This is a genomic window from Streptomyces sp. NPDC045287 (assembly GCF_056432325.1).
Map to the genome: position 1 here is coordinate 152,106 of NZ_JBWKJG010000017.1, position 26,359 is coordinate 178,464.

At 74.1% G+C, this 26,359-nt stretch carries 22 protein-coding genes and 1 pseudogene; 15 read left to right on the forward strand and 8 right to left on the reverse strand.

Going from position 1 to position 26,359, the window contains the following annotated elements; genetic code table 11:
• The first annotated feature begins 106 nt into the window (after positions 1 to 106).
• Positions 107 to 1,711 (forward strand): CocE/NonD family hydrolase, encoded by a 1,605-nt coding sequence (locus AC07D6_RS26080; protein ID WP_479048268.1) that lies wholly within the window; start codon positions 107 to 109, stop codon positions 1,709 to 1,711.
• A 73-nt stretch (positions 1,712 to 1,784) separates the two neighbouring features.
• Here AC07D6_RS26080 and AC07D6_RS26085 read toward each other — a convergent pair whose 3' ends face one another.
• The 6 genes and pseudogenes from AC07D6_RS26085 to AC07D6_RS26110 all read right to left on the reverse strand — a co-directional run bounded on the left by AC07D6_RS26085 (position 1,785) and on the right by AC07D6_RS26110 (position 5,812).
• Complete coding sequence (locus AC07D6_RS26085; RefSeq protein WP_479048194.1) at positions 1,785 to 2,528, reverse strand: class I SAM-dependent DNA methyltransferase; 744 nt, start codon at positions 2,526 to 2,528, stop codon at positions 1,785 to 1,787.
• Positions 2,529 to 2,895: 367 nt separating this feature from the next.
• The gene (locus AC07D6_RS26090; protein ID WP_479048196.1) at positions 2,896 to 3,270 is read right to left on the reverse strand and encodes a RidA family protein; all 375 of its coding nucleotides are present in this window, start codon (positions 3,268 to 3,270) and stop codon (positions 2,896 to 2,898) included.
• A 413-nt stretch (positions 3,271 to 3,683) separates the two neighbouring features.
• Complete coding sequence (locus AC07D6_RS26095) at positions 3,684 to 4,238, reverse strand: Clp protease N-terminal domain-containing protein (RefSeq protein ID WP_479048199.1); 555 nt, start codon at positions 4,236 to 4,238, stop codon at positions 3,684 to 3,686.
• Complete coding sequence (locus tag AC07D6_RS26100; RefSeq protein WP_315880595.1) at positions 4,239 to 4,448, reverse strand: sigma factor-like helix-turn-helix DNA-binding protein; 210 nt, start codon at positions 4,446 to 4,448, stop codon at positions 4,239 to 4,241.
• A 167-nt stretch (positions 4,449 to 4,615) separates the two neighbouring features.
• Positions 4,616 to 5,113 (reverse strand): annotated as a pseudogene (locus AC07D6_RS26105) (sigma-70 family RNA polymerase sigma factor family protein); the annotation flags it as partial.
• Between the two features lie 267 nt (positions 5,114 to 5,380).
• A complete protein-coding gene (locus AC07D6_RS26110) occupies positions 5,381 to 5,812 on the reverse strand; it encodes an RICIN domain-containing protein (protein WP_315880602.1) in 432 nt (143 codons plus the stop codon).
• A 691-nt stretch (positions 5,813 to 6,503) separates the two neighbouring features.
• Between AC07D6_RS26110 and AC07D6_RS26115 the strand changes: the two genes are divergently transcribed.
• From AC07D6_RS26115 to AC07D6_RS26135, 5 genes are all read left to right on the forward strand, one after another.
• The gene (locus AC07D6_RS26115) at positions 6,504 to 6,716 is read left to right on the forward strand and encodes an imine reductase family protein (RefSeq protein WP_479048271.1); all 213 of its coding nucleotides are present in this window, start codon (positions 6,504 to 6,506) and stop codon (positions 6,714 to 6,716) included.
• A 605-nt stretch (positions 6,717 to 7,321) separates the two neighbouring features.
• On the forward strand, positions 7,322 to 7,525 hold the full coding sequence (locus AC07D6_RS26120; protein ID WP_315880603.1) for a cold-shock protein: 204 nt from the start codon (positions 7,322 to 7,324) through the stop codon (positions 7,523 to 7,525).
• Positions 7,526 to 7,773: 248 nt separating this feature from the next.
• Positions 7,774 to 9,222: a DEAD/DEAH box helicase gene (locus tag AC07D6_RS26125; RefSeq protein ID WP_479048203.1), complete on the forward strand. Its 1,449-nt coding sequence runs from the start codon at positions 7,774 to 7,776 to the stop codon at positions 9,220 to 9,222.
• Positions 9,223 to 9,336: 114 nt separating this feature from the next.
• Positions 9,337 to 9,642, forward strand: coding sequence for an SCO5918 family protein (locus tag AC07D6_RS26130; protein WP_315880605.1), 306 nt, complete (start codon positions 9,337 to 9,339; stop codon positions 9,640 to 9,642).
• Positions 9,643 to 10,029: 387 nt separating this feature from the next.
• Positions 10,030 to 10,833 carry a class E sortase gene (locus AC07D6_RS26135; protein WP_479048206.1) on the forward strand — a complete coding sequence of 268 codons (804 nt, stop codon included), beginning with the start codon at positions 10,030 to 10,032 and terminating at the stop codon, positions 10,831 to 10,833.
• 311 nt (positions 10,834 to 11,144) lie between these two features.
• Here the strand turns inward: AC07D6_RS26135 and AC07D6_RS26140 are convergent, their stop codons facing one another.
• A complete protein-coding gene (locus AC07D6_RS26140; protein ID WP_479048208.1) occupies positions 11,145 to 13,160 on the reverse strand; it encodes a glycosyl hydrolase in 2,016 nt (671 codons plus the stop codon).
• Positions 13,161 to 14,091: 931 nt separating this feature from the next.
• On the opposite strand from AC07D6_RS26140, the gene AC07D6_RS26145 reads away from it, so the two are divergent.
• The 6 genes from AC07D6_RS26145 (at position 14,092) to AC07D6_RS26170 (ending at position 21,755) form a co-directional block, all read left to right on the forward strand.
• Positions 14,092 to 15,933: a thiaminase II/PqqC family protein gene (locus AC07D6_RS26145; RefSeq protein ID WP_479048211.1), complete on the forward strand. Its 1,842-nt coding sequence runs from the start codon at positions 14,092 to 14,094 to the stop codon at positions 15,931 to 15,933.
• A gap of 67 nt (positions 15,934 to 16,000) precedes the next feature.
• On the forward strand, positions 16,001 to 16,882 hold the full coding sequence (locus tag AC07D6_RS26150; protein WP_479048214.1) for a hypothetical protein: 882 nt from the start codon (positions 16,001 to 16,003) through the stop codon (positions 16,880 to 16,882).
• A 31-nt stretch (positions 16,883 to 16,913) separates the two neighbouring features.
• The gene (locus AC07D6_RS26155; RefSeq protein WP_479048217.1) at positions 16,914 to 17,639 is read left to right on the forward strand and encodes a hypothetical protein; all 726 of its coding nucleotides are present in this window, start codon (positions 16,914 to 16,916) and stop codon (positions 17,637 to 17,639) included.
• Positions 17,630 to 18,913, forward strand: coding sequence for an MFS transporter (locus tag AC07D6_RS26160; RefSeq protein WP_315880611.1), 1,284 nt, complete (start codon positions 17,630 to 17,632; stop codon positions 18,911 to 18,913). The genes AC07D6_RS26155 and AC07D6_RS26160 overlap by 10 nt, the downstream gene beginning before the upstream one ends.
• 13 nt (positions 18,914 to 18,926) lie before the next feature.
• Positions 18,927 to 19,511 carry a redoxin domain-containing protein gene (locus AC07D6_RS26165; protein ID WP_479048222.1) on the forward strand — a complete coding sequence of 195 codons (585 nt, stop codon included), beginning with the start codon at positions 18,927 to 18,929 and terminating at the stop codon, positions 19,509 to 19,511.
• A gap of 141 nt (positions 19,512 to 19,652) precedes the next feature.
• Positions 19,653 to 21,755, forward strand: coding sequence for an AfsR/SARP family transcriptional regulator (locus tag AC07D6_RS26170; RefSeq protein ID WP_479048225.1), 2,103 nt, complete (start codon positions 19,653 to 19,655; stop codon positions 21,753 to 21,755).
• Here the strand turns inward: AC07D6_RS26170 and AC07D6_RS26175 are convergent.
• On the reverse strand, positions 21,752 to 22,279 hold the full coding sequence (locus tag AC07D6_RS26175) for a hypothetical protein (RefSeq protein WP_479048228.1): 528 nt from the start codon (positions 22,277 to 22,279) through the stop codon (positions 21,752 to 21,754). The two genes, AC07D6_RS26170 and AC07D6_RS26175, sit on opposite strands and share 4 nt — an antisense overlap.
• A 272-nt stretch (positions 22,280 to 22,551) precedes the next feature.
• On the opposite strand from AC07D6_RS26175, the gene AC07D6_RS26180 reads away from it, so the two are divergent.
• The 3 genes from AC07D6_RS26180 (at position 22,552) to AC07D6_RS26190 (ending at position 26,044) form a co-directional block, all read left to right on the forward strand.
• Positions 22,552 to 23,454 (forward strand): methyltransferase domain-containing protein, encoded by a 903-nt coding sequence (locus AC07D6_RS26180; RefSeq protein ID WP_315881652.1) that lies wholly within the window; start codon positions 22,552 to 22,554, stop codon positions 23,452 to 23,454.
• A gap of 286 nt (positions 23,455 to 23,740) precedes the next feature.
• Positions 23,741 to 24,178 carry a hypothetical protein gene (locus AC07D6_RS26185; protein ID WP_479048231.1) on the forward strand — a complete coding sequence of 146 codons (438 nt, stop codon included), beginning with the start codon at positions 23,741 to 23,743 and terminating at the stop codon, positions 24,176 to 24,178.
• A gap of 432 nt (positions 24,179 to 24,610) precedes the next feature.
• Positions 24,611 to 26,044: an FAD-dependent oxidoreductase gene (locus AC07D6_RS26190; protein WP_479048234.1), complete on the forward strand. Its 1,434-nt coding sequence runs from the start codon at positions 24,611 to 24,613 to the stop codon at positions 26,042 to 26,044.
• Positions 26,045 to 26,359: the final 315 nt, after the last annotated feature.

A 26,359-nucleotide genomic window follows, 5' to 3' on the forward strand; every position in this document is an offset into this window, starting at 1 on the left:
TTCTCGTACAACGTACGGAATATAGGAGGGGAAGATGTCGCCACGCACGCCCGGTACCGCGGCCGGAGCGCCACCCGCCGGAAGGCCGCCGCTGTCCTCGCGGATGATGAGGGCGACCTGGCGAGGACTCCCGGCGAAACGGCACGAGGTCGGATGGGAGCCCGGGCTGGTGGTGCCGGCCGCCGACGGCAGCCCGCTGATCACCGACCACTACTTCCCGCGCGCGGAGGGCGTTTTCCCCACCCTCCTGGTCCGCTCGCCCTACGGCCGGGGTCTGCCGTGGTCCCCCATGTACGGCCTGCTCTTCGCCGAACAGGGGTTCCACGTGGTCCTGCAGAGCTGCCGCGGCACCGGCGGGTCGGGCGGCGCGTTCGACCTGTGGCGCAACGAGACCGCCGACGGCCGGGCCACGGTGTCCTGGCTGCGCGGGCAACCGTGGTTCAACGGAACACTGGGGACCGTCGGTCCCAGCTACCTGGGCTACGTGCAAGGGGCCCTCGCCGCGGATCCGCCGCCGGAACTGAAGGCGATGGTGGTGCAGGTGGGCCTGCACGACCCCTACGCCCTGTTCCACGCGGACGGTGCGCTGCGCCTGGAGAACGCCCTCGCCGTCGGCGTGGGCATGACCTACCAGCACCGGGGCCCGGCGCCGTTCCTGAGGGCGGCACTGCGCCTGCGGCGCCGCCTGCGCGCCGTCACCACCGCGCGGCCCCTGCGCGGAGCGTACGCGTCCGCCCTCGGGGGCGAAGTGCCCTGGCTGGACGACGTGATGACGCACCCGGACGCCGAGGACGCGTACTGGCGCGGCGCCTCACCGGCGGAGCCGGCGGAGCGGTTCCGCGTGCCCACGAGCCTGATCACCGGATGGCACGACGCACTGGTCGACCAGACCTTCGAGCAGTACCACCGGCTGCGTCGGGCCGGGTGCGAGACGGCCCTGCTCGTCGGCCCCTGGACCCACGCCTCCGCCCTGCGACAGGGATGGCCCGAGGTGTTCGCCGAGAGCCTCGCGTGGCTCCGCGCCCACCTGTGCGCGGACCCCTCCGGCCTGCGTCCCACCGCGGTGCGCGCGCACATCGGCGGCGAGAACGCCTGGCGGGACCTCGACGACTGGCCACCGGTCACGGCCACCTCCTCCTGGTACCCCCTCCCCGGCGGACACCTCACCGAGCAGGCCCCCACGGACCCCACACCCGTGACGGCGTTCCGCTACGACCCGGCCGACCCCACCCCGTCCCTCGGCGGGCCCCTGCTCTCCGCCGGCGCCGGTCCGCGCGACAACCGCGCCCTGGAAGCCCGGGCCGACGTCCTGACCTTCACCACCCCTCCACTGACCGCGCCCGTGGACGTCCTCGGCCCGGTCTCCGCACGGCTGAGCGTCTCCACGGACACCGGGCACGCCGACGTCTTCACCCGCCTGTGCGACGTGGACCCGGACGGCCGCTCCGTCAACGTCTGCGACGGGCTCGGCCGGCTCCGGACGACCGGACGGACCCCCTCGCAGGCCACCGTGCCGATGAGCTCCACCGCCCACCGCTTCGGCGTCGGCCACCGCATGCGCTGGCAGATCAGCGGGGGTGCCCATCCGCGCTACGCCCGCAGCCCCGGCACCGGCGAGTCGCCGGTGGACGCCACCGCCTTCGTACCGGTGCGCATCACGCTCCACGCGGACTCGGCGTTGATGCTTCCCCGCAGTTCCGGGCTCACGTGACGCCCCGGGCCCATGGGGGACGGCCGGCCGGGCGTTCCGCCCGCCCTCCGGGGCGGCACCGACGCGAAGGAAGCTACCGCGTCTGCGGGATCCGGTACACGGAGACGTGGGAACGCGACTCGGCGGTGAACTCGGCACCGGTCCAGTCCGCGTCCCTGGCCTCCAACTCGAACCCGGCCAACTGGGCCATGAGGTCGAGTTCGGCCGGCCAGACGTAGCGGTGGGGGCTGCGGGACAGCCGCGCCTGCCGGGTCTCGTCGAACCGGAAGTGGTGCGACACGACGCGCTGCCGCAGGACGTCGTAGGTGTCCAGACCGATGTAGCCGGTCTCGGAGTGCCAGACGGTGGCGGTCTGGCCCGGGGGGAGCTTGCGCAGCTCGGGCACCCACAGCTCGACCACGAACCGGCCACCGGGTACGAGGTGGCGAGCGGCGTTGCGGAAACACTCGACCTGCTCGGCCTGGGTGAGCAGATTGGAGATCGTGTTGTAGACGAGGTAGACCAGGGTGTGCTCCCCGGGTACGACGGTGGTCGCCATGTCGCCGATGACCACCGGGATCGTCGTCTCGTCCACCTTGGTGCGCAGTTGCTCCACCATCGGCGGTGACAATTCAATGCCGGTCACCGGGACCCCCCGCTCCGCGAGCGGAACGGCCACCCGGCCGGTCCCGATGGCGAACTCAAGCGCTGCCCCACCCCCGGCGAGCTGGGCGAGTCGCTCCACGGTCGGCCCCAGGACCTCCGGCGCGAACATGCCGGACCCTGGTGTGTCGTAACCCCGTGCGGTCTCCGCGTCCCAGATCTGCTCCTGCTGCATGCCCCCACGCTCACCGTTGCCGTCAGCGCTGTCCAGCGGATATTCGCTTCCCGCCGCGGTGCGGGGTCGAGAGCGCCCGCCGAAGGCTCCTCCGCGTACCGCTCGGTCCGCGCCCCGCCGTCCTCGGCGGCCCGGTGATTTCCGCGGGCACCACCGCGGGCGCCTCGACGACCTCGGCGCGTGCCGTCCCGCTCCGCGCGGGTCCTGAAGGGGACGTGCGACGTCCCCGGCCAGGGCCGCTCCTCCTGCCGGTCGGAGGACCCCGCCCGGGGCGAGACCCGGCGCCGTCCGTCCCCCCCGCCGGGGCCGGTGGCGAAGGTGCTGGGCACAGCCGTCGACGAGCGGTTGCGACCAGCACCTTCGCGGGTCAGTCGAGGATGGCGTCGAGCTCTACCTCGACGAGCCAGTCGGGGTCGATGAAACGTGAGACCTCAACGAAGGTGCAGGCCGGGCGGATCGACGCGAACCGCTCACCGTGCGCTTGCGCGGCCTCCCGCCAGCGCGTCACGTCCGTGAGCATGATGCGGGTCCGTACGACGTCCTCCAGCGACGCCCCGGCTTCCTTCAGTGCGGCCTCGGCGATCTCCAGGCACCTCACGGTTTGGGCACGGACATCGCCTTGCCCCACCGTCGTTCCGTCGTCCCCGATGGGGGCGGTACCGGCGACCGCGACATGCTTCCCCTTGCGGACTGCCCGTGAAAACCCGATGCGGGGCTCAAGCGGCGACCCGGAACTGATCATCTGTCGAGCGTGTTCCATCGCACCATGATCTCAGAGCACCGCACTTCCGATACGCCCCGCCCCACCGGCTCGGGCCGGAACCCCGCGTGCGCCTCCCGCGGGGCCCGGCCCCGCGGGAGGCGCACGCGTCGTGCCCGCCGCGGGGGCCCTTCCCCGGCGCCGGGTGGCCCGGCACCGGGCGGCGGTCGGGGCACCGCGTCGAGCGGGCGGTGGAGCCGGGCGCGTGGGGTGTGCGCGGACGGACCGCGCCTTCGGGCCGGCGGCTCGCCGCGGCGCGCGCGGGAGCACTCCCGGGCCGCCCTCGGGCCCCCTCGTGCCCGTACCGACGGCGCCGCCCGCTGCGGGCCCCGCACGGCGATGTCACGCCTGTGCCCAGGGGGAGGCCGCGGCGGACCGCCGGGACCGGTCGGCCGTCAGGCGGTCAGGCCGCGTTCCGCGTGGGCGTAGGTGACGCCGTGGTCCGCCAGGACCTCGGAGACCGGGCCCGGTCGGGCGGCGAGGGCCAGGACCAGGTGCCGGGCCCCGATCTCTTTGTCCTTGCGGCCGAGGGCGATGCGCAGGGACTGTTCCAGGGTCTGCTTGGCCCCCTCGGTGAACGGCCGGTGGGAGCGCGGCCCCGGCTCCCGGCGGCCGAACAGGGACGCGGCGAAGCCGCGGGCGCGGGGTGCGGACGCGCCGAGGGCGCCCTCGCCGTGGGTCCGCTCGACCCGGGAGACCACCTCGGTCAGGTCGATCCCCAGCCCTGCCAGGGCCTCCTCGTCGGCCTTCGACAGGCCGCCCCGGCGCCGGGCCGCGGCCAGTCCCGCACGGATGGCGGCCCGGTCCACCCCGAGGGGGTCGAGTGCGCCCTGCTCCAGCAGGGACAGCAGCAGGTGTTCCTCCGTGACCCAGGCGGCACCGGCCTTCGTGGCCTCCGCCTGCGCTCCGACCACCGCCGAGCGCGCCGCCGTCGTGAACCTCTCGAACATTCACGCCCTCCCGTACTTCTTGTGCACGGCCTGGCGGCTGACGCCCAGTTCGGCCGCGATCTCCTGCCAGGACCAGCCCTGTGCGCGGGCGCTGCGTACCTGGACGGACTCCAGTTGTTCCAACAGCCGCCGCAGCGCGGCGACGGCCCGCAGCCCCACCCGGGGGTCGCGGTCGCCGGCGCGGGCGGCCAGATCGGTCGCTTCGGTCATGCTTGTCAATCTAGGTTGACAAGGGTCGACTGTCAACCCAAGTTGACGAGCTCGGGGGGTGCCGGCCTCTCCCGCCCCGCCCGCACCGCCGCCCGGCCCGGTACGGCGGCGGAGACCGGGCACCGGGCGGCCCCCCGGGCGGGCGGGGGACCGGCACCCCGGCCTCCTCATCGCAGGGTGAGCGGGGTCTCGGTCCCGACGCGGGTCAGCTTCTCCGGGTTGCGGACGTAGTAGACGCCCGTGATGCGGCCCTCCTCGACCCGCAGCCCCATGACACCGTCGATCTCACCGTCCAGGTGCAGGACCAGTGCCGGACTGCCGTTGACCAGGGTCGGCTCGCAGGTGATCGTGGCGCCGGTCTTGGCGGAGCCGCCGAGGTAGAAGCGGACCAGCTTCCCGGCGCCGACGACCGGCCGCAGCGCGGTCCGCTTCACGCCGCCGCCGTCGCTCACCAGGACGACGTCGGGGGCGAGCACGTCCAGGAGGCCCTGGGGGTCCCGGGTTTCGAGAGCACGCCGGAACGACTCCACGACCGCCCGGGCGTCGCTCGGGGAGACCGCCTTCCGGGGGCGCCGGGCGCTGACGTGCCGGCGGGCGCGGTGCGCGATCTGGCGGACGGCCGCCGGGCTCTTGCCGACGGCCGCCGCGATCTCGTCGTAGCCGATGGCCTCCTCGCCGCCGGCACCGTCGTCCCGCGGAACCGGAACATATCCGCCCGGTCGGTGGTGGCCGGGCCCACGGCGGCCGTCGTGCGCACCGCCCTCCCCGCGACGACCTGGACGCCATCACGACCGCCACCCGCGTCTACCTCGGGCTGGCCGGACTCCACCGGCCCCCGGCCGAGCCACCGGCCCCCCGGGGAGCCGGGCCCGTGAGCACCGGTCGTGCGGACGCCGGCCGTCGCCCCGCCCGGTGGGGGACGCCGTTCGGCGTCACTGGTCCTCCCACCGCTGGTTGGGGTCGCGGATGTCGCAGCCCTTGGCATAGACCACGCTGCTTCCCAGGCTGTTCGCCAGGCACAGGCCGGTCGCCCGGTTCATGTAGACGCTGGACCCCATGTGCTGCCACTGCTGGTGCTGGTTGCCCGTCTGGCACGGGCTCGTGTAGACCTTGCCGTACCTGTCGGAGTCCAGACAGCGTCCCGTGGCACCGTGCACCCACCAGCCCCTGTCGTACTGCTGGGCCCACGTCATCCACGGGTTGAAGGACTGGCAGGTGCTGGCGTACACGTCACCGGCCGCGTTGCCGTCCAGGCACTTGTCCGAGTTCATGTTCGCGTACCGGGTGAACGCTCCGTCGGCCTGTGCCGTTCCGGCCATCATCCCCGTGCCCGCGACCGTGAGCGCGAGGCCCGCTGCGGCCACCGCGAGCCTCCGGAGGCGGCCCGGCGACTCCGTGCTCCGCGTGATCCTCGGCAGACCCCACCGCGCGCGATGCTTTCGCATGTTCACTGACTCCCGTTTTTCGTGTTCCCGATTCCGCCGGGGCGCTCTCGCCCCGGCTCGCCGGCCGACGGGTGTGCGGCCTCAGACGCGCACCCCGATCAACCGACGTGGGTAGTACACCGCGAAGACGTGCTCACTTGACTGCCCGATCCGTGCTCAACCCGTGCTCACTACGGGCCACTGCGTACCGCGTGGGGAAGCGATCGGTAGGTCCGCGGGCTTCCCGCCCGTCCCCCGACAGCCCCGGATGCCGGGGCGGCGGGCCGCCGCGGCGTGCCGCACCGGGCGCGCACGCGCCGCCTCCCCGCCGGGCGCGGGGGATGGGGACACCGCGGGCAGCCGCCGTTCGTCCCCGCTCTGCCGCGGCGCGTCCCGCGCCACGTGCCGGAGGCGGGGAAGGAGCCGGTACCGGACGACGCCGTCGTGATCGGCGCGCCCGGCACGGCCGCCGAGGCGGCCCGGGCCCACGCCCTGGTCCGGCGGCCCGCTCCCACGGCCCGCCACGCCCACCGCGCCGACCAGCCCTCTTCGACACCTGACGTGCACGAACCCCCCTCCCCTTCTTCGGACGCGCAGGCCACGGACCGCCCTGTGCGGCCGGCTCGACCGCCTGCGCCGTACCCCCTCCTCGCCGCGGTGCGGACGTGGTCCCCTCGACACCAACGCCGTGGGGCCGGCCGACGTCCTCGCCGCCGCCACGGCCCGGGGCATCGACACCGCTCTCCTCGCGCCCCTCCCCGCGCTCTTCCGGGACCGGATCGACCGGGGACACGGCGCGGCGAGCGCGTCCCGGGCCGTCGAGTCACTGCGGAGGGCCGCGTGAGCACCGGGCCGACGGGGCCGGTGCTCACGCGGCCCCGGTAGGGCACGGCCGCCGGTACCGGCACAGGGCGAACACGAATATCTGGAGCGGTGACTGCAGATGCCCTCTTTTTCCGAGGGTGCGCTCCACCGCCGGCCGGCCGAGCGGCCCCCCGGCAGGCGGTGGACGTGTGCCGCACCGGGCCGACCGCGGAGGCGGCGGCGTCCGTTCGCCGGCCGCCCTTCCCGCGGCCTTCGCGCGGGAAGGGCGGCGACCGGGCCGGACCCGCCGCAGGGGCGCGCCGGGACCCGGCGGGCGGCCGCACGTCCCCCGTCACCGCACGGCACTTTTCCGCGCCGACAGCGAATATCTGTTTCGGCGCGTACAGAAATTCCACCCCGTGAAATGGCCGGCGAGTGTCTTCCTGTCCTGCGCCCGTTTTTCGTGCTACTGTCTATTTCAGTTGCAGTTGTGGTTCCCAAAAACTTCAAGTGCCCCCTCCGTCCTGTGTGCCGGTGGGAGCGCTTTTGTGTGCCGGTCTTCATTCCCGGACGGGGCGATCATTGCGGCGACTCGGGGCTCGCACAGTGTGGGCCCCTGGGCACTGCCCCGTAAGGAGATATGACATGGCTACTGGCACCGTGAAGTGGTTCAACGCGGAAAAGGGCTTCGGCTTCATCGAGCAGGACGGTGGCGGCGCCGACGTGTTCGCCCACTACTCGAACATCGCCGCCTCCGGCTTCCGTGAGCTCCAGGAAGGCCAGAAGGTGTCCTTCGACATCGCGCAGGGCCAGAAGGGCCCGACGGCCGAGAACATCGTTCCGGCCTGACGCCGTCGCTGACGCGTACCACGTAGCTGGGGCCCGCACCTTGGGTGCGGGCCCCAGCTCGTTGCTTTTCACCGGGCGCCCGGGCCCCGAAGCCCGGGGAGACCTGTCCGTGCGGGGCGTATCCGCCCCCCGCAGCGCTCTCTCCGCACCGTCCGGATCCCATCTTTTCTCCGGCCCGTTCTTGCGATTCCCCCTCGGCCCCGCCGCTGGGAATTCCCGGATACGCGCCGCATCGAGGAAGGTTCTTCATGAACCGCGTATCCCGCTCGAACAATCGCCGCTCCACCCGTTCCTCCCGCCCCTACGGGGGCGGCTCCGGCGACCAGCACCGGTCAGCCCCTTCGCGCCGTTTCGGCGGTCCCGGCCGCCGGACGGCCGCAGTGACGGGTGAGTTCGCCCCGCCGGTCACCTTGACCCCCGCGATCCCGCCCGCCGAGACGTTCGCCGACCTGGACCTGCCGGCGCCCCTGCTCGCGGCGCTCGGTGCCCAGGGCGTGACCGTGCCGTTCCCGATCCAGGGGGCGACGCTGCCGAACTCGCTCGCCGGCCGGGACGTCCTGGGCCGCGGCCGCACCGGCTCCGGCAAGACCTTGGCCTTCGGCCTGGCCCTGCTCGCCCGTACGGCCGGACAGCGCGCCGAGCCCAAGCAGCCGTTGGCGCTCGTCCTCGTACCCACCCGGGAACTGGCCCAGCAGGTCACCGACGCGCTCACCCCCTACGCCGCCTCGATGCGCCTGCGGCTCACCACCGTCGTCGGCGGCATGCCGATCGGCCGCCAGGCGGGCGCGCTGCGCGCCGGCGCCGAGGTCGTCGTGGCGACCCCCGGCCGGCTCAAGGACCTCATCGCCCGCGGCGCCTGCCGCCTGGACCAGGTCGGCGTCACCGTCCTGGACGAGGCGGACCAGATGGCCGACATGGGCTTCATGCCGCAGGTCACCGCACTGCTCGACCAGGTGCGCCCGGACGGCCAGCGGATGCTGTTCTCCGCCACCCTGGACCGCAACGTCGACCTGCTCGTACGCCGCTACCTCCACGACCCGGTGGTCCACTCCGTCGACCCGTCCCAGGGGGCGGTCACGACGATGGAGCACCACGTGCTCCACGTGCACGGCGCCGACAAGCACGCCACGACCACCGAGATCGCCGCCCGCGACGGCCGCGTGATCATGTTCCTGGACACCAAGCACGCCGTGGACCGGCTGACCAAGGACCTGCTGTCCCTCGGGGTGCGTGCCTCCGCGCTGCACGGCGGCAAGTCCCAGCCGCAGCGCACCCGCACGCTGAACCAGTTCAAGACCGGGCACGTCACGGTGCTGGTGGCGACCAACGTCGCGGCACGCGGCATCCACGTCGACAACCTCGACCTCGTCGTGAACGTCGACCCGCCCACCGACCACAAGGACTACCTGCACCGCGGCGGCCGTACCGCCCGGGCGGGCGAGTCCGGCAGCGTCGTGACGCTGGTCCTGCCCAACCAGCGCCGTACCGTGAGCCGACTGATGGCGGACGCCGGCATCACCCCGCAGTCCACCCAGGTCCGGTCCGGCGAGGCGGAGCTGAGCCGGATCACCGGGGCCCAGAGCCCTCCCGGCGTCCCCGTCGTCATCACCGCGCCGGTCGTGGACCGGCCGCGCGGGGCCTCCTCCTCCCGCGGCCGCGCCCGGCGCGGACGCGGGCGCGCCGGCGTGGCCGCGTAACCACCGGCCCGGCCGGCGGTGGGCCGCCCCGAAGGGGGCTCGCCGCCCGCCTCCAGCCCGACCCGCACGGGGCTCCGCCCGCCGTGCGGTTCCCCTCCGAACACGTGAGGCACCATGCGCTGTGTCATCGCCCGTTTCCCCTTCGACTTCGTCAAGGACGAGGTCCGGCAGTCGATGAAGGGCGTCAGGCCCGAAGCCGTCACCGGCGAATCCGTGACCATCGGACGCCGCCGCTACCCCGTGAAGCAGGTCGGTGAGGTCATCACGCGGCAGGACCGCCGCGACTTCACCGCCGGGGAGATGACCCGCGCGCTGACCCGTCTCGGCTTCACGTGCAACCCGGCCCCCGCTCCGGTCCCCGCCGCCCCCGCCTCCTTGGAGGCGGCATCGGCGATGCTCGGCGCCCCCACTCCCGGGTAACGGCCGACCGTCGGCGCGCCACGCCGAGCTCCGAGCCGCGATCTCCCGCGCCCACCGCCCGCCACCGGCCCGGCCCGCTCCCGGTGCCGGGCGGGAAGGCGGTGGGTGGTGGACGACGCGCCGTGGCGACCGTGCTCGCCGGTGCGCCGGCCGGCGCACCGGCCTCGAAGCCCGGCAGGACCGGGGCGAGGCGGAAGCCGTCGGCACGGCCTGCCGCGCGGGCAGTGATCGCGTCGCTTTCCGCACGCCACCGCGCCCTGCGGACGGCCGGGCTCACGCACGGGAACCCTGTCATGGGAACGTACAATCGAGATTGATGCCGGTTTGTCCCGCAGGTTCCGTCCCTGCCGCGTGACGTGACCGCCCGGCCCGTCGATCTGGAACGCCATGCCGCACCACCCAACCGTCCCCGCGCTGCTCGCAGCCGTCGTGGGAGCCCTGGTCGGTTGCTCCGCCGGGCCCGCCCCGGCGAGCGGCGACGGCAGACCGGCGGCCGTGCCCGCCGCTGTCTCCTCCGCGAACGCGCAGACCACCCCGGCCGCCCCGACCACCGTGTCCGTCACGGCCCCGACCGCGGTCGGGACCGTGACTTCGACCGCCCTGCCCTCCGTCGCCGTCGAGCCGCCGCCCGAGCCGTCGCCCTCGAAGGGCGATGCGCGCACCCGGCCCGCCCTGCTCACCATCCCGGAGATCGGCCTGGAGGACCTGCGCGTCGTACCGTACGAGGGCACCACCGACGACCGGGCCGGCACGCGGATCCAGGACGAGGGCCTCGCCGCCAGCCCGTACGGGGACGAGGGCGGCGTGGGCCCCGGCGAGATCGGGAACTACCTGGTCACGGCACACCGGCTCACCGCGGGCGGGCCGCTGCGCGACCTTCCGTCCCTGGACACCGGCGACCCGGTCCTCGTCACGGCGGGCGGCGTGGTGCACGAGTACCGGATCACGGAGACCAGGAAGACCTCCTTCCGGTCGGAGCGCTCCCTGACCGAGCAGCGGGCCGCGGTTCCGGGCCGGCCGGGGGAGAGGCCCACCAAGGCGATGATCACGCTTTCCACCTGCGCGACGCCCGAGGACAACGCCGCGGGCAACTTCTGGCGCGACGACCGCGGCAACCCCGAGCACCGCATCGACAAGATCGGCGTCCTGGTCTCCTCGAAGCCCACGGCCGACGCGCCGAACACCCCGTAGCGCTCCGGCGCGGTCCCGTGGTCCGTCCAGCGGGTCCGTCGGCGGACCGCCGTCGGTGGTGGCCGCGGGCACAGCGCAGCGGGCCCCGCACCGACCGGGTCGGCCGTGGCCCGCCTGTCCGGCCGACTGCCGGCGATCCTTCCGCCCGGCGCCCGGCAGCGGTCCGCGCGGGGGCGCGGGCGGTCCCCCGGGTCCCCGTCCGGCCGAACCGGCCCGTGACCCGGGCCGTGACCCGGCCGGACGTCGCCCGCCGTGCCGGGCTCCCCGCCCGCGACGGCCCCGTCACCGAGGGCCGTCGCGGACGGCGACGGTCATTCGGCCCTGATGTCGTCCACGTACACGGTCCCCTTGGTCGGGGCGCCGCTGCTGTGGCCGAGGTACAGGTTGAACGTCGTCACCTCGGCGAGGTGGGCGGCGTCGAGCACGGCCCCGGCGTGCGCGGTGTCCCAGGGGGCGGGCCTGAACTCGCTGAACGGCGCCCGGACCTCCCGCCCGCTGGTGTCGGACAGCGGGATCCCGTACTCGAAGTAGGCGCCCCTGGACACGACCTGGAGCGTCGCGCCGTTCGCCGAACCGTCGCCCCGCAGCCACAGCACCAACGACGAGAAGGCGGTCCAGTCCGCGTCGACCGACTTGCCGATGCCGGTGTACCCGGCGCTGCCGAAGTCGTACGAGTAGGCCAGCCCGTACGAGCCCGAGGCCTTGTGGTCGGCCGACAGGGTCGTGGTGTTGGCGTTGATGTGGCTGTAGGCCTCGCTGAGGGTGGCGTCGTCCCCGGCGTACCCCTCGAAGTCGTCGATCCATCCGGCGGGCAGGGGGGCGACCTCGCCGAGGAGGACCAGGGCCGAGTCGGTGAGGGTCTTGCCGTTCACCCGGGCGTCCACCGAGAGGGTCACCGACCGGTTGTCCAGCCAGGCCGGGTCGATCGACCAGTCACCGGAGTAGAAGCCGTCGGCGTCGAGGCGGAGCCGCCGGGCGCGTCCGCCGTTCACCGAGTAGGTGACCCGGCTCGCCTCCGCGTGCGTGACCCGCACCCGGACGGTGCTCCCGGTGCTCGTCAGGCGCTGCCGGTCCGTGGGGGTCACGAGGTGCATGAACGGGGCGTTCCGGACGGCGGTGGTGCGCGCGGCGTACACGCCTCGCAGGTCACCGGCGAACACGGTGTAGGGGTCCCGGGCGTACCGGACGAAGTCCGCGTGCAAGGCGTGGCCCGGGGTCGGCACGTAGGACCGGGTGCTGCCCCCGAAGTTGGCCCACGTCTGCATGTAGGTCACCCGGCGGGCCAGCGGGTCCGCCTTGATGGCGCCCAGCAGCTTCGTGAACCACTGCGGGTTGCGGCCCTCCTCCCCGCTCTCGCCGAACTCGGTGTAGGCCGGGACCTTGCCCTTCTCCTCGGCCAGGCGGACCACCATCGCCAGGTCCTTCACCAGGCTCTCCAGCCAGGCGTCCGATCCGGCGGAGTTGTCGTAGGCGTCGTAGCCGAGGACGTCGACGTAGCCGTCGCCCGGGTAGGTCTTGAGGTAACCCGTCGGGTCGCCGCCGAAGCTGGAGTTGGGCGAGTACGAGTAGAGCAGGTTGCGGACGCCCTTGGTGTCCCGCAGGTACTCGACCGTGTAGCGGAAGACCTCGATGTACTCCGCCGAGGTGGTGTGGCCGGCGCCCCACCAGAACCAGCCGCCGTTGTTCTCGTGGAAGGGCCGGAAGATGACCGGGATCAGGGTGCCGTCCGGCCGACGTGCGCCCTGGACCGCCTTCGCGATGCGGTCCAGGAAGGCGTTGAACCGCGCGTGCTTCGCACCTCCGGGGAGGATCTGGCTGACGACGCGGCCCCCCGTGTCGTAGAAGTTCTCACCGGTGACGAAGTTCGGCATGTGCGCGCTGAGCGTGTTGATCCCACCGCAGGCGTCCGCCTGCCGGAGGCACCGGGTGAGCGCGGCGATGTTCTCGGCCTCGGTCGCGTCCCTGCTGCCGGGGCGCTCGTCACCGTCGAGGATCAGGGTGTCCCAGCCGAACAGCGCGGGGTGGTCGCCCACCGCCGCCTTCGTGTCGGACGCCTTGCCGTCCTGCTGGGTGAAGGTGAAGCCGTAGGACAGGGCGTGCTGGTGGCCGAAGAGGATGCCCTTGCCCTGTTGCCGCATCAGGTACGCGAACAGCGCGCGCGTGGCGCTCGTCGCCTTGTCGTCGACGATCCGGACGCGCATCGGCGCGCCGGCCGGCGCCGCGGTGGGGGCCGCCGCCGAGGCCGTCGGCATCCCGGCGCCCGCCGCCATGGCGACCGTGGCGCCGAGGAGGACGAACGAACGGCGGTTCACGACGGGGTTGTGCATGGCTGTCTCCTTGGACGTGGCCGGCTCTCGCGATGAGGGAGGTGTTCACCGCAGGCCCGGGAACGGAACGCGAACCGCGCACGGACGGTCCGCTCGTCGACCTCCCGACGTGCCCGATCCTGTGGCCTGCGCGGTCGTGGTGCCGACTGTGCCGGATGGCGACAACGTTGTCTACGCTGGTACGGCAGTTAAGTAACCGGTTTAGTGGATTGCTGAAGAACGCATTCTTGTGCTAATGGAGACGGCTTCGCCGTCGCGCCGGCCCGCCAGGCGCCCACCCCGCCGGACGGCGACCCGACGCGACCGCCCCGACGACGGCCCACCGGCGAACCCGCATCGCGTTGCGCGTCCCGCACCTCGTCCTCGCACTGTCCTCCGGCGTCGCGAGGGCGGCGGGGGCGCCGCTCCGGTGTCCCGACGACCACGTGGCGACCACCGCGGCACCGGAGGGCGGGGCCCGGAGAGGGCGAGGCGGGGCCCTTCCGTCGCCGACCGCGAAACGAAGTCGCGTCCGCCGCACATGCCGTTCACGAACACCGTTTCACGCGGGCCCATTTCACTCCTCTGTCATTTCGATTTCCGAAGGACCCAAACAGGAAAGATCGTTGAAATCTTCTTGCGTCACCTGAGTCGGCAGGTCACCATCGTGCTGCCGGCAAGGGGATGAGAAAGGGATCCTGCACGTCATCCTGAAGCAGATGAACTCCTTCCGAACCAAGGAACCCAAGGGAGAAATCCATGGCTGAGCAGATCACGGTCGAGGAACTGCGAGAGATCACCGAGATCGAGGAGCGCGCCGAGGAGGCCGCCGCCGCCCTGCGGGCCGCTGTCGTCGAGTGACATCTGCCTGATGAAGGACTGGGGCCGCTCGTGGAGCGGCCCCGGTTCCCGTGCCGCCCACCACTTGCGACTTGGCTGCGGGAGTGTCGACATGTCCACGCTTCGCCGTACGGTTCCCTTCCTCGCCCGATCCAGCGCCGACCAGGCACGGCGCGTCCTCCTGGTCGACTCGGCCGAACTGCCGCTGGGCGCCGCCCGTGACGCGCGGTTGTCCGCGACCCTCCGCCGTCCCCTGTGCCTCGGTCCCGCTGAACGCGGAATGCCGGCCGACGATGTGGAACGTCTGGTGGAGGACCAGTACCGCGCCGCCCTGGAATTCATCTACGGTCACCCCGTCTGGCGACGCATCCGCGAGGGCGAGACGGCGAGCGCCGTCCGTTCGTATCTGCTCGAGTCACGGCACTATCTGGCGGCGGCGCCTTTCCGGATGGCCAGCGGCATCACCGACGCGCTGCGACCGTCCGAACTCGTGCGCCTACAGGCCCACCACGTGGTCGAGGAGGCCGACCACGACACGTACTTCGAGAACGGACTCGCCGCGCTGGACGTCCCCCGGGAACTCATTCGCCAGGCCCGCCCTTCTCCGGTCACGGTCGAGTGGATCCACCTGATGCGCACCGTCGCGGCCTACGGCCCGCTGGCCGCCGGCATCTGCTCCGGGCTGCTGGAGTACACGGCCGGCGACCAGAAGTCCGTCACCGGATGGCACACGATGCTGCACGAGCGCGGACTGCTGCCCAAGGAGGCGGTCGACGCCATCTTCGAGCACGTGGAGACCGACCTGGGGCTCGGGCACGGCAACAACTGGCGGGACGCCGTCCGGGCGGCGAAGGTGGTGCCCGCGGAGGAACTCGCCGACTGCCTCAACGCGGTCAGCCTGGTCGCGGAGATGATCGTGCGCTGGCTGGACACCTTCGAGGAGGGACTGGCCGCGGAGACGGTGGGCGCGGCCGGCGGCCTGACGCTCCAGGGGCCCGAGCCGGTGCTGGGCGGGGAGGTCGACGGCCTGCCGGTGTGGCCCGCCGAGGTCTACTCCTCCTACGCGCACGGACCGAGCAGCGACTCGCCGGGCGTGCGGCGGGTCCTCGCACTGTCCTACGCCTACTCCGGGCGCGCCGTGGAGAGTGCCGGCCCCACCGGGTCCAGCCCGGCGGCCGTCGCGCGGGACTTCGTCCGGCGAACCGCCCGGGACTGGGACGGCAGGGCGGACGAAGTCGGCTTGGAGAAGCTCGTCGAGAGCTGGATGACCGCCATCGACGGACACGCCCTGTGGCAGCGGCTCACGAAGGAGCCGACACTGCCCCTGGTGCACGGCTGGATGGTGGAGAACTACCACTACGTCGCCGGGATCTGGCAGCACACCGGCGGGGCCGTGGCGTGCTGCCCGGACCCGGTGATCCGGGGAGAACTCGTCAAGCACCTGATCGAGGAGTTCAACCACGGGAAGATGTTCCTGCGCGGCATCGGGCAGGCCCGCGGGGACCAGGACCACGGGTTGACCCCGGACCGGATGCGACCGCTGCCCACCACGGTCGCCTTCGTCGGCACGCTGCGCGAGCTGGCCCAGCGAGACTGGAAGGCGTACGTCCTGGCGCTGGCCTTCCTCCAACTGACCCTCTCCGCGGCGGGGAACACCGTGCACTCGCGGCACGAGCAGTTCTACCAGACCCTGTTCCGCGAGCTTCCCGACAGCGAGCGGCTGGTGTCCGCGATGCGCCGGCACGACGCCGAGGACACCCGCCTCGGCCACGGCGACGACACCCGCGAACTCCTGCGGTTGCTCGCCACCCGGCACGCGCCCACCCGCGAGTCGGTGGCCGCGGCGGCCCTGGTCCCCCAGCTCGCCTGGAGCTTCCTGGACGGGATCCTCCAGCACTACCAGCACGGTGAGGCCGCCACGCTGCAGCGGGCCGGATGGCATGTCGACGCCTGAGCGGGTCGCGGTGGATCCACCGGCCCCCGCTCCCGGAGCGGAACGCTCCCCGTTCGCAGTGGGCCAGGTGCTGCCACTGGAACTCGGCCCTCCGGTGGGGACGCTGCGCGGACTCGCGGACCTCCTGGAGGGCGGCATCCCGGCCGAGCTCGCCACACGGCTGCGGGACCCGCGCGTGGCGCGGGCGGAGTGGCCGCGGATCCTCACGCGCGAACTGGCCATGACGCTCGGCTGGGCCGCCCGCCGGGCCCGGTCCCGTGCCGGGGCCGCCCCGGCGTCGGCCCCGGCCTGGGACGGGCGCGGGCGGGCCCTGGTCCTGCTGCCCGCGCACGGGCTCGCCGTCCACGCGGTACGGCGGGCACTGCCGTTCGCGCTCTGCGGCACGCCCACCCGAGTGGTGGGGCACGAGGGCGACCGGGGGCGGATCACCGGAATCCTGGCGGGGATCCGGGCACTGACCGGCCTGCGGTCCGAGGAGCTGGCGGTCTGTCCGGACAGCGCGCCGGAAGCGGTACGGCGGTCGGCCCCCGACGACCTGGTCGTGGTCACCGGAAGCCCCCGGACGGCGGAGGCCGTGACGCGGGAGAGTCCCGCCCGGGTGCTCGGCGCCACCGGCGGGTGCACGGTGCTGGTCGGCACCGACCCCGAGCGGCTGCGGGTCACGGCGGCGCTGCTGCGGGAGCACGACCGGCCCGGCAGTTGTACGCGTCTGCACGGCTGGCGGACGGTCTCCGGCGCGGCCTCGGACAGGTCCGCGAAAGACGGCTCCGCGCCACTGGGCGAGCTGCACCCCTCGGCGGTCTACCGGCTCGACGCCCCGCTGGACGCGCCGGTCGGGGAAGAGGACGGGTACGCCGTACTGCCCGTCGACGGGTCGGGAGCGGTGGGGACCCTGGTCGGTTTCGCCCGCGATCCGCGGCATCGCTGGCCCGGCGACTTCCTGATCTGACCGCGAACGGACCGGCCCCTGAAAGGTGACCATGTCGTCCTCCCCCTCGTCCTCGGCCGTCGCGTCGCCGGAGGCGGGCGCCCTGACCGATCGGGACGGCTCCTCCTCCCGTCCCGCCGCTCTCGCGCCGCACACGCCCGGGGCACGGCGCTCACCGACCGGAGCCCTGCTGAGCGGGCCCGGTGCCGCGACGTCCTCCCGGGCCGTGTACGGGGCGCTGCACCGCGACGGTCACGCGGTGGCGTCGCTGCCGGGGTTCGCGGCCCTGCCGCCGCGGGAGCGGAACGCCCCGGCGGTGGCCGCCTCGGCGGCGCTCGGCGCCCCCGGCCCGGTCGGCGTCACGCACAGCCCGGCGGTGTGGGACGTGCGCTCCCGTCCGGACCTGCCGGAGGCCCGGCGCCGCAACGACGTCTCCGTACCGGAGCGCGAGGCGTGCCCGCGCACGGACTCCACCTTCGCGCCCCGCCGACCACCACCGGGTGCCGCACGCCCGCGAGCACTTCGCCGTCCCGCGACGCCACCTGCCGCGCGTTCGGCGACAGGACCCACTGCTCGGGTCCGGCGCGGGGGGCGGATCCGCGTCCTGGAACCGGACGACGACTCCTTCCCGCCGCGTGGACGCCCCGGCCCCCGGCCGGCCTACGGGCTCCGGTTCCCCGACGAGGCGCTGCGCGCCGTCCACGCGCAGACGGCGGTCCGCCCGGCCCCGGTGGCCGCCGCCCTGTTCCGTGCGAAGGAGGCGTTCCCATGGCGCTGACCGGAGGCTCCACCGACTCCGGTGCCTTCCGGCTGCTCTGGGCCGGCCAGACGGTCTCGGTGCTGGGCGACGGCGCCGCCCTGCTCGCCGTCCCGCTGCTCATGCTCCAGATCACCGGCAGTCCTCTGCTGGCGGCGCTCGCCGCCACTCCGCGGACCGTGGCGTACCTGCTGGTCGGGCTGCTGGCAGGACCGTTGGCCGACCGCTGGAACATGCGCCGGGTGCTCGTCTGGTGCGACGTCGCCCGGGCCGTGCTGTTCGCGCTCATGCCGCTGACCGTGCACGTCGCGGGGGGCGCGGTGCTGCTGTTGCTGCTGGCGTGCCTCGCGGCGGCGGTCGGGGTGCTGTTCGAGACGTCGATGACCAAGGCGGTGCAGTCACTGCTCCGCCCCGAAGCGCTGGTCACCGGTAACGCCCGGCTCGAGATGAGCAGTCAGCTGGGGGTGCTGCTCGGTCCCGCGATGATCGGCGGGTTCATGTCGTGGGTGGGCGTCGAGAAGGCGATCTGGCTCAACGCGGCGACCTTCGCGGCCTCCATCAGCACGCTCCTTCCGCTGCGGCAGCTCGCCGGGGCCGATGACGGCCGGCCGGCCGCGGCGGAGGCCGCCGGCCGCGGCACGACCCTGTGGCGCGACATGCGGGAGGGCATGAGCTACCTGCGTTCCCAGCCGCTCATCTCCCGGCTCGTCACGGTGCAGGCCGCGGTGAACTTCGTCATCGCCGCCGAGACGCTCGTCGTCTTCCACGCGACCACGGGGCTGCACGCCTCCGCGGCCTGGGCCGGTGCCATCGTGGGGGCGGCGGGCGTCGGCGGGGTCCTGGCCGCGGCCCTGGCGGACCGGCTGGCGCCCCGGACGAGTCCGGGCAAGCTCATCGGCTGGTCGGTCGTGGGCATCGGCTGCACCCTGCTCGGTTTCGCGCTGTCGGTGCACCCGGTGCTGCTGTTGGTGGCGAACCTGCTGCACGGCGCCCTGTCCATCTTCGCCTCGGTCCACATCAGGGCACTGCGTCAGAAGCTGGTGCCGCCCCACCTCCTGGGCCGGGTGACGGCCAACGCCCGTACCCTGGCCTTCGTCGCCAACCCGCTCGGCGCGGCGCTGTTCGGCGGCCTCACCGGCGTGGTCGGGGGCGACGCGCGCTTCAGCTTCGCCGTGGCTGCGCTGTTCAGCGTGGTGAGCGGGATGATCGCCTACCGCGGCCTGGTCGTGGGCGCCCCGGCGCACCCCGAGGAGGAGCCGGGAGCCTCAGGCCGCGCGACCACCCGGAGCCCGTAGGAGACTGGGTCACATGAAGACACCTCACGACCCCACCGTCCTCCCCGCCGGCCTGCCCGTTCCTCAGGACGACGGCGGGTGCGACCACCTGCCGGGACGGGCCGTGCCCGGAGTCCCGCTTCCCGGCACCCGCGGCGCGGCGCACGACGTGGCCGCCGAGTCGCTGGACCGCTGGATCGTCCTGTTCTGCTATCCGCGCACCGGCCGGCCCGGCGAGGAGCCTCCCGGGGGCGAGGCCGAGTGGAACGCCACACCGGGAGCCCGGGGCTGCACTCCGCAGTGCCTGACCTACGCCCGGACGTTCGCGGAGTTCGAGGCGCTGGACGCGACGGTGTACGGAGTCAGCACCCAGAGCACCGAGGAACAGCGGGAGGCCGTCGAGCGGCTCGGCCTGCCGTACGAACTGCTCAGCGACAGCGCGTTGCGGCTGGCCGGGGCCCTGCGGCTGCCCGTGTTCACGGTCGCGGGCAAGACCCTGCTGCGTCGGCAGACCCTGCTGCTCAAGGACGGTGTGGTGCGCGAAGTGCGCTACCCGGTCTTCCCCTCCGACCAGGACGCGCCGGGTGTGATCGCCTGGCTGCGCGGGCAGTCCGGCTGAACCCGCTCCGTGGGACGCCGGGTTGGCCGCCCGTGGTGAACGACGCGTTGCGCCTCCTTGATGGGGTCGGGGTCGTCGTTACAGTGAAGGGTCCGGCGGCGCGCTCCTACGGCTACGGGGGAGGTCGTTCCTTTGTCGACCGTGGACGAGCTCCCGGAACTGCGGATACTCGGCCCGCTGGACGTCCGCGTCCGCAGGCGCCAGGTGCAGATCACAGCGCCGCGGCTGCAGGCCGTACTGGGGACTCTGCTGCTCCACGCGGGTGAAGTCGTGTCGGTGGAGCACCTGGCGGAGACCGTCTGGGAGGACAACCTGCCCGCCGACCCCGTGAACCAGGTCGCGGTGTGCGTGTCGATGTTGCGCCGCAAACTGGAACGGGCCGGCGCCGGGCGGGAACTGCTCGTCACCCGGCCGCCCGGCTACCGCTTCGCAGCGGACCGGGTGCGGCTCGACACGATGACCGTCCGCCGCCTGCGCGCGGAGGCGCGGGAACGGGCGGACGCCGGTGACCTGACGCAGAGCCTGGCCCTGCTCCGGTCGGCGCTCGTCCAGTGGCGCGGTCCGGTGCTCTCCGGAGTGACCCGCCGCGCCTGGCAACCCGAGGTGCGCCGCTGGGAAGAAGAGAAGATCGCCGTCCGCGAGGGCTGCTCCGACCTCCAGCTCCGTCTCGGACTGTACGAGGAACTCATCGAGGAACTCTCGGTCTTCGTCCGGGAACACCCGCTGCTGGAGAGGCCCCGCCACCAGTTGATGACGGCCCTGTCCCACGTCGGACGCCGGGCCGACGCCCTGCGGCTCTACGAGGAGACGGTGGAACTGCTCGGGGACGAACACGCCGCGGCACCGGGGGAGGAACTGCGTCGACTCCACGCCCGCTTCCTGCGCGGCACGGAGGGTCCCCTGGTGCCGCGCCTGATCACCGCCCGGACCGGCCAGGAGCATCTGCCCGGCCCCTGTCAGCTCCCCGGTGACCTCGCCGACTTCGTCGGTCGGGAAGAGGAGATCAGGACGCTCCACCGGACGCTGGTGCCCCGCCCCGGCCCGGTGCCGGTCGCGGTGGTCGCGGGCATGGCCGGCACCGGGAAGACCGCGCTCGCCGTCCACGTGGCCCACCTGCTGCGGCCGGTGTTCGGCGCCGGTCAGCTCTACATCGACCTCCGCGGCACGGGCGAGCGGCCCGTGACACCGCAGGCCGCGCTCACCCGGTTCCTCCGTGAACTCGGGGTGCAGGGCCCGGCCGTACCCGACTCCCTGGACGAACGCGCGGAGTTGTTCCGCAGTCTGCTCGCCGACCGGCAGATGCTCATCGTGCTGGACGACGCCGGGCACGTCGAGCAGGTCCTGCCGCTGCTGCCCGGCACGGGAAGTTGCGCCGTCCTGGTCACCAGCCGTTTCCGCCTCGCCACGCTGCCCGGTCTCCACGTGCCGGAACTGGGGGTGTTCGAGCGGGGGGAGGCACTCGCACTCCTCGGCCGGCTGGTGGGTGAACGGCGCGTGGCAGCGGAACCGGGCCCGGCCGGAGAACTCGTCGAGTACTGCGGCCGGCTGCCACTGGCCGTGCGCGTCCTCGGCGCGAAACTGGCCTCCAAACCGCACTGGGCGCTGCGCAAGGCCGCGTCCCGGCTGGCCGACGAGCGCCACCGCCTGGACGAACTGGCCCACGAGGGCCTTCAGGTGCGCTCCAGCCTCGCACCGTCCTACCGGGGACTCGGCCGGGCCGCACGCGTGCTCTTCCGGCGGCTGGCCCTGCTGCCCCCGTCGGAGTTCTCCGACTGGTTATGCGCGCCGCTCACCGACCTGCCGCCCCGTGCCGCCGAGGAGGCGCTGGAGGAACTCCTGGAGGCCCGGCTGGTGGAGACGACCGGCCTGGACGAGGCGGGCCAGCCCCGCTACCGCATGCACGAACTCGTCCGGCTGTACGGGCGGGAACTGCTGGAGAGGGCCGAACCGCGGGCGGATCGCACCGCGGCCCTGTCCCGGACGGCGAGGGCCGCGCTCGCCCTGGTCGACCTGGCGCACCGTGCCCTGTGCGGGGCGGACTCCTCCGCGGCGCACGGCCCCGACCGGCCCGCCGGGGTGCCGGAAGGGGCGGAGGCGGATCCGCTGCGGTGGTACCAGGCGAACCGGTCCACCGTCGGCGCGCTGTGCCGGCAGGCCGCCGAGCACGGCCTGGACGACCTCGCCGGGGAGCTCGCGGCCACGGCCTGCGGCCTGCCCGGTGACCGTTTCCCCTGCGACGACTAGCGGCTCACCCACGACGGCGCGCTGCGGACGGCACGGTGGCCGGGCATGCGCGGGGGCACGGCGGCCAGGCCCCGGAGCCCGGGGACCGCACCCCGGCGGACGCGGGCACGAGCGGGCCCGTCCGGACCCCGATGACCCGTACCACGCCGGCACGGCCTGCCCGAACCCTCCCGGAAGAGCGCCGCCCCGTTCCGCCCGCCGGGCCGGGTCTGCTCCACCCGCGCCCACGGCACCCCCTCCACCGCGCACGTCGCGATCAGCCGGCCGTACGGTGCGGCCTCGGGCCGGCCGGGCCCGCCGCCCCCGAAGCGCACCGCGAGGCCGGGACCGGCACCCTCCCGCGTCCACCGCCCGGCCCTGCCGGGCCGGCCCCCGTCCTCGCCCGGACCGCCACCCCGGCCCCGCGGCCGACGCCCTCGTCCGGCCCCCGCGGAACGGGCAGTCCGTCCGAACCCAAGCCGCCGACGCGACCCGGCCCCACGGCGGCCGGGCGACGGCCCCCGCCGGCCCGGAACACGGGCCACCGCGCCGGCCGCGCACCCGTGGGCCGCCCCTCCACCGACATCCCACCGCGGCTTCCTCCCACCGGTTCCGCCGAACTCCCGCCCGGAGAGCGCCCCCCTCTCTACAGTGGTCCGGTGCGCGGCTTCGTGGCGGGAGGTCTGTGATGGGCGGGGACGACCGGCAGTCGGGTGACGGACAGGTCGGCGGGCCGTACTCCAGTCCGGGCGACCCGGGAAACCCCGTGCCCGCGCCGGACGACAGCCCTGAAGACGACTAGGGGTCCCGGCGCGTCATGCCAGTGACCCCCCAGAGCCTGCGCGAGCGGTGCGCGCGGGAGATGAGCCGTTCTCCCCGCGGCTTCGCCGGTTGCGACTGGCTCTACGAGGCGTTCCTCACGGTGCCCCGCGAGCACTTCGTGCCGGACCGGGTGTGGTGGCCCGCCCCGGGACCCGACGGCCGCTATCCGCTGATCGACCGTGCCGTGACCCCCCGGGCGTGGCTGAAGGCCGCCTACCGCCCCGGCGCCGCCCTCATCACCCAGATCGACGACGGTGCCGTGCCGCCCACCGGGCCGGCCACCGGAGCGTTCACCTCCAGCATCTCCTCGCCCGGCGTCATCGTCGAACTGCTGCGCCACCTCGCTCCCGAGCCCGGCCACACGGTCCTGGAAATCGGGACGGGAACGGGATACACCACCGCCCTTCTCGCGCGCCGGGCCGGCGACACGCACCTGACCACGATCGAAATCGACACGGGGATGTCCGGCCGCGCCCGCCGCCGGCTCCACGCCCTGGGCCTCGCGCCCCGCGTCGTCTGCGGGGACGGCGAACAGGGCTACCCCGAAGGCGGCCCCTACGACCGCATCGTGTCCACCGCCTCCGTACGGACCATCCCCCCGGCCTGGGTCAGCCAGCTCAGGCCCGGCGGCGTCCTGCTCACCCCCCTCGACAGCCCCTACGGCTGCGACCTGCTGGTCCGCCTCGTCGCCGACCGCCCCGGCCACGCCAAGGGCACCGCGGTGGCCCCCGTGGAGTTCATGCGCGTACGCAGTCAGCGCTCCCCGCGCGCCTACACCGACCTCGGCTGGCCCCCCGGCGGCCCGGACGGCGTGCCGTGGGACACCCTTGAGGTGGAGGCCGACCGCACGGGCCAGCGCATCACCGCCGTTCCCACCCCGCCGGAGAGGAACTCCTGACGCCGTCCGCCATGTCGGGGGCTTCTGCCCGATCCCGCACCGGGGCCTCCGCGAAGCGCGCCCGTACGGGGGTGGGCGCGGGGCCGCCGGGCACCGCTCCTTCCTTGAGCACCCACCCGCGGGGCCCGGCTCGACGGCTCGGGCCGGGCCCTCGCCGACGGCGGGCCGCCCGCGGGGCGGCGGCCCGCGGACCGGTGTCGTTCCCGGGTGGTCGACCCCCCTGCCCCAAGGGCGGTCGTCACCCCCGCTCCCCGGGGGTGAGGGGCGGACTCGTACGCTCCTGGCCGTGGCCGACGTCTACGAGTTCCAGCTGACACTCGATCTGCCGGACTCCCTCCCGCCGCAGGACCTCGCCCTGCTCCGGTGGCACCTGGGGGAGGAGGGCGGTCGGCAGGGGGAGTACGAGTACCCCCTGTGGGACACCAGGGGGCCGGCGCGGCGGATCGGGGGCGTCCTGGTCGGGGAGTTGGGCTCCGACGCGTGGGGGTGGGCGCTGACCGTGCGGCAGGAGGTGCACCCCGACGATTTCGGCGACCTGCGCAGGATCGTGCTGTGGCTCGGTGCGCGGACGACGAGTGTGGGCGCCATCGGGTACCTCCGCTTCTACGAGGACCACGTGCCCGACGTCCTGATCGCACGGGCCGGATCCGTGCGCTGCGCGACCTTGCAGGTGGAACGGGTCATCGAATCGGAGGCCGAGGTGCTCCCCGACCCCTACGCGTGAACCGCGCAGGTCATGCCTCCGACGCCGTGGACGTACGCGGCACCCTTGCGCGTCCCGGCCGTCGGCGCCGCCGCGCCGGCTCCGCCCGTGCTCGGCGCGGTGCCTCGATCCGGCCGGGCTCCGGGCCCGGTACCGCGGCCGTTTCGTCGTCCGGTCCCGGGTGCCCCGCCCCCTGGTGCCGGGGCCGAGGCCGGCGGACGGCCGCCGCCGAGCGGCCGAGCCCGCCGTACGGCGCCTGCCGCAAACCCCTGCAACGCGGCCACGGGAAGGTGGGGGACCCACGGGGGAAGCGGGGCCGCCGGCTGCCCGGTCCCCGCGGGAAGCGGAGTGGGCAGGACCGGTCAGCAGGTGAGCACCCATTGGTCTTCAGTCTGAGCAACGGCCCCGGCCATCGTGGCCTTTGACGGACGACAACGTTCAAGGAGGCTTCGGATGCCCGGACAAGACGTGATCGTGATCGGGGCGGGCCCCATCGGCTTGGCGACGGCGATGTCGCTGGCGGGGGAAGGGCTGGGCGTCACCGTTCTGGAACGCGACGGCGAGGACTTCGCCGCGGGCCCGGACGCCGCGGCACGGGCGTGGCGGGAGTGGCGGAGACCTGGCGTGTCCCAGTTCCGCCAGCCGCACATCCTGCTGCCCGCGGGCACGGCCGTGCTGCGGGCACGGCTGCCGCGGGTGACAGCCGAACTGGAGGAGTCGGGCGCCCTGCGGTGCAACGTCGTCGCGGGCGCCTGGGGACTGCCGGAGATCGGCGGGCGTCGCCCCGGTGACGAGCGCTACGACACGCTCACCGCGCGCCGTCCGGTGCTGGAAGCCGCCTTCGCCGCGGCCGCCGCGGCGACGCCGGGGGTGAGCGTCCGCCGGAACACCGAGGTGACCGGCCTGCTGACCGGAACCGAGCGGATCGCAGGCCGCCCCCACGTCACCGGCGTCGTGACGCGGGACGGCGAGGAACTCCGCGCCTCCCTGGTCGTGGACGCGGGCGGACGGAACTCCCCGGTGGGCGCACTCCTCGCACGGCTCGGCGGGCCGCCGCCGGTGAGCGAACGCGCCGAGGCGGGGTTCGTCTACTACGCGCGGACCTTCCGCGGCGCCGACGGCACACCGCCCGCTCAGGCCGCCTGGCCGCTCGTCCACCACGAGACCGTGTCCACCATCGTGATCCCCGGGGACCACGGCACCTGGTCGCTGTGCCTGGTCGTCTCAGGCCGGGACCACGCGCTCAAGGCGCTGCGCGACACGGCGGTCTGGCAGCGGGCCGCGGCGGTGCTGCCGGAGCTGGCCGGCCGGACGGACGGTGAACCGATCACCGGGGTCCAGGTGATGGCGGGCCTGCACAGCAGGATCCGCCGGACGGTCGTCGAGGGACGGCCGGTGGTCACCGGGCTGCTGCACGTCGGGGACGCCTGGGCGGCCACCGACCCCCAGTTCGGACTCGGCCTGTCCATGGGGCTGGCGCACGCGGCCTCACTCGGCGACGCCGTGGCGAAGACCGGACCGCAGGACGCCGTCGAACTGGCGCTGCGGTTCGACGAGATCACCGAGCAGACGGTCGCCCCCGTCCACCGGCGGCTGCGCGAATGGGACCGGCACCGGCTCGCCGAGATCGACGCGGTCATCGCCGGACGCCGGTACGAGACGGACGACCCCGGCTGGAACCTCACCAACGCCCTGGACCAGGCCAAGCTCTCCGACCCCGACGTGCTGCGTGCGATGGCCGGGGTGGCCTGCATGCTGGACACGCCCGAGCACGCCTTCGCGGCGCCGGGGCTGCTGGACAAGGTCGGTGCCACGGGCGGCGGGACGGCCTGGAGTCGGCCCGCCCCGACGCGGGCGGAGGTGCTGGCGGCCGTGGGAGCCGCGTAGCCCCGGGGCCGTGGGCGCTCCCCAGCCCGGCGCGGGTACGGGCGACCACCTAGGTTCCGTCTTCGACCCTGCCGCCGGGGCCGCCGGGGCCGCCGGGGCCGCCGGGGCGACAGGGGCGGGCGCGGCCGTGGGGTTTCCCGGGCCCTTCGGGGGAGGAGGCCCGTCACCGACGCCGGGCGTGCCGCTGTCGTACGACTCGACCGATGGGAACGGGCTCGTCGTCGCGGGGCGTTCCCGCCGCCTTCGTCCGCCCCGGGGCCGGGGCCACCGCATGACCTCGTGGGGGATCCGGCTGTCCACCGCGGTGCTTCGGGG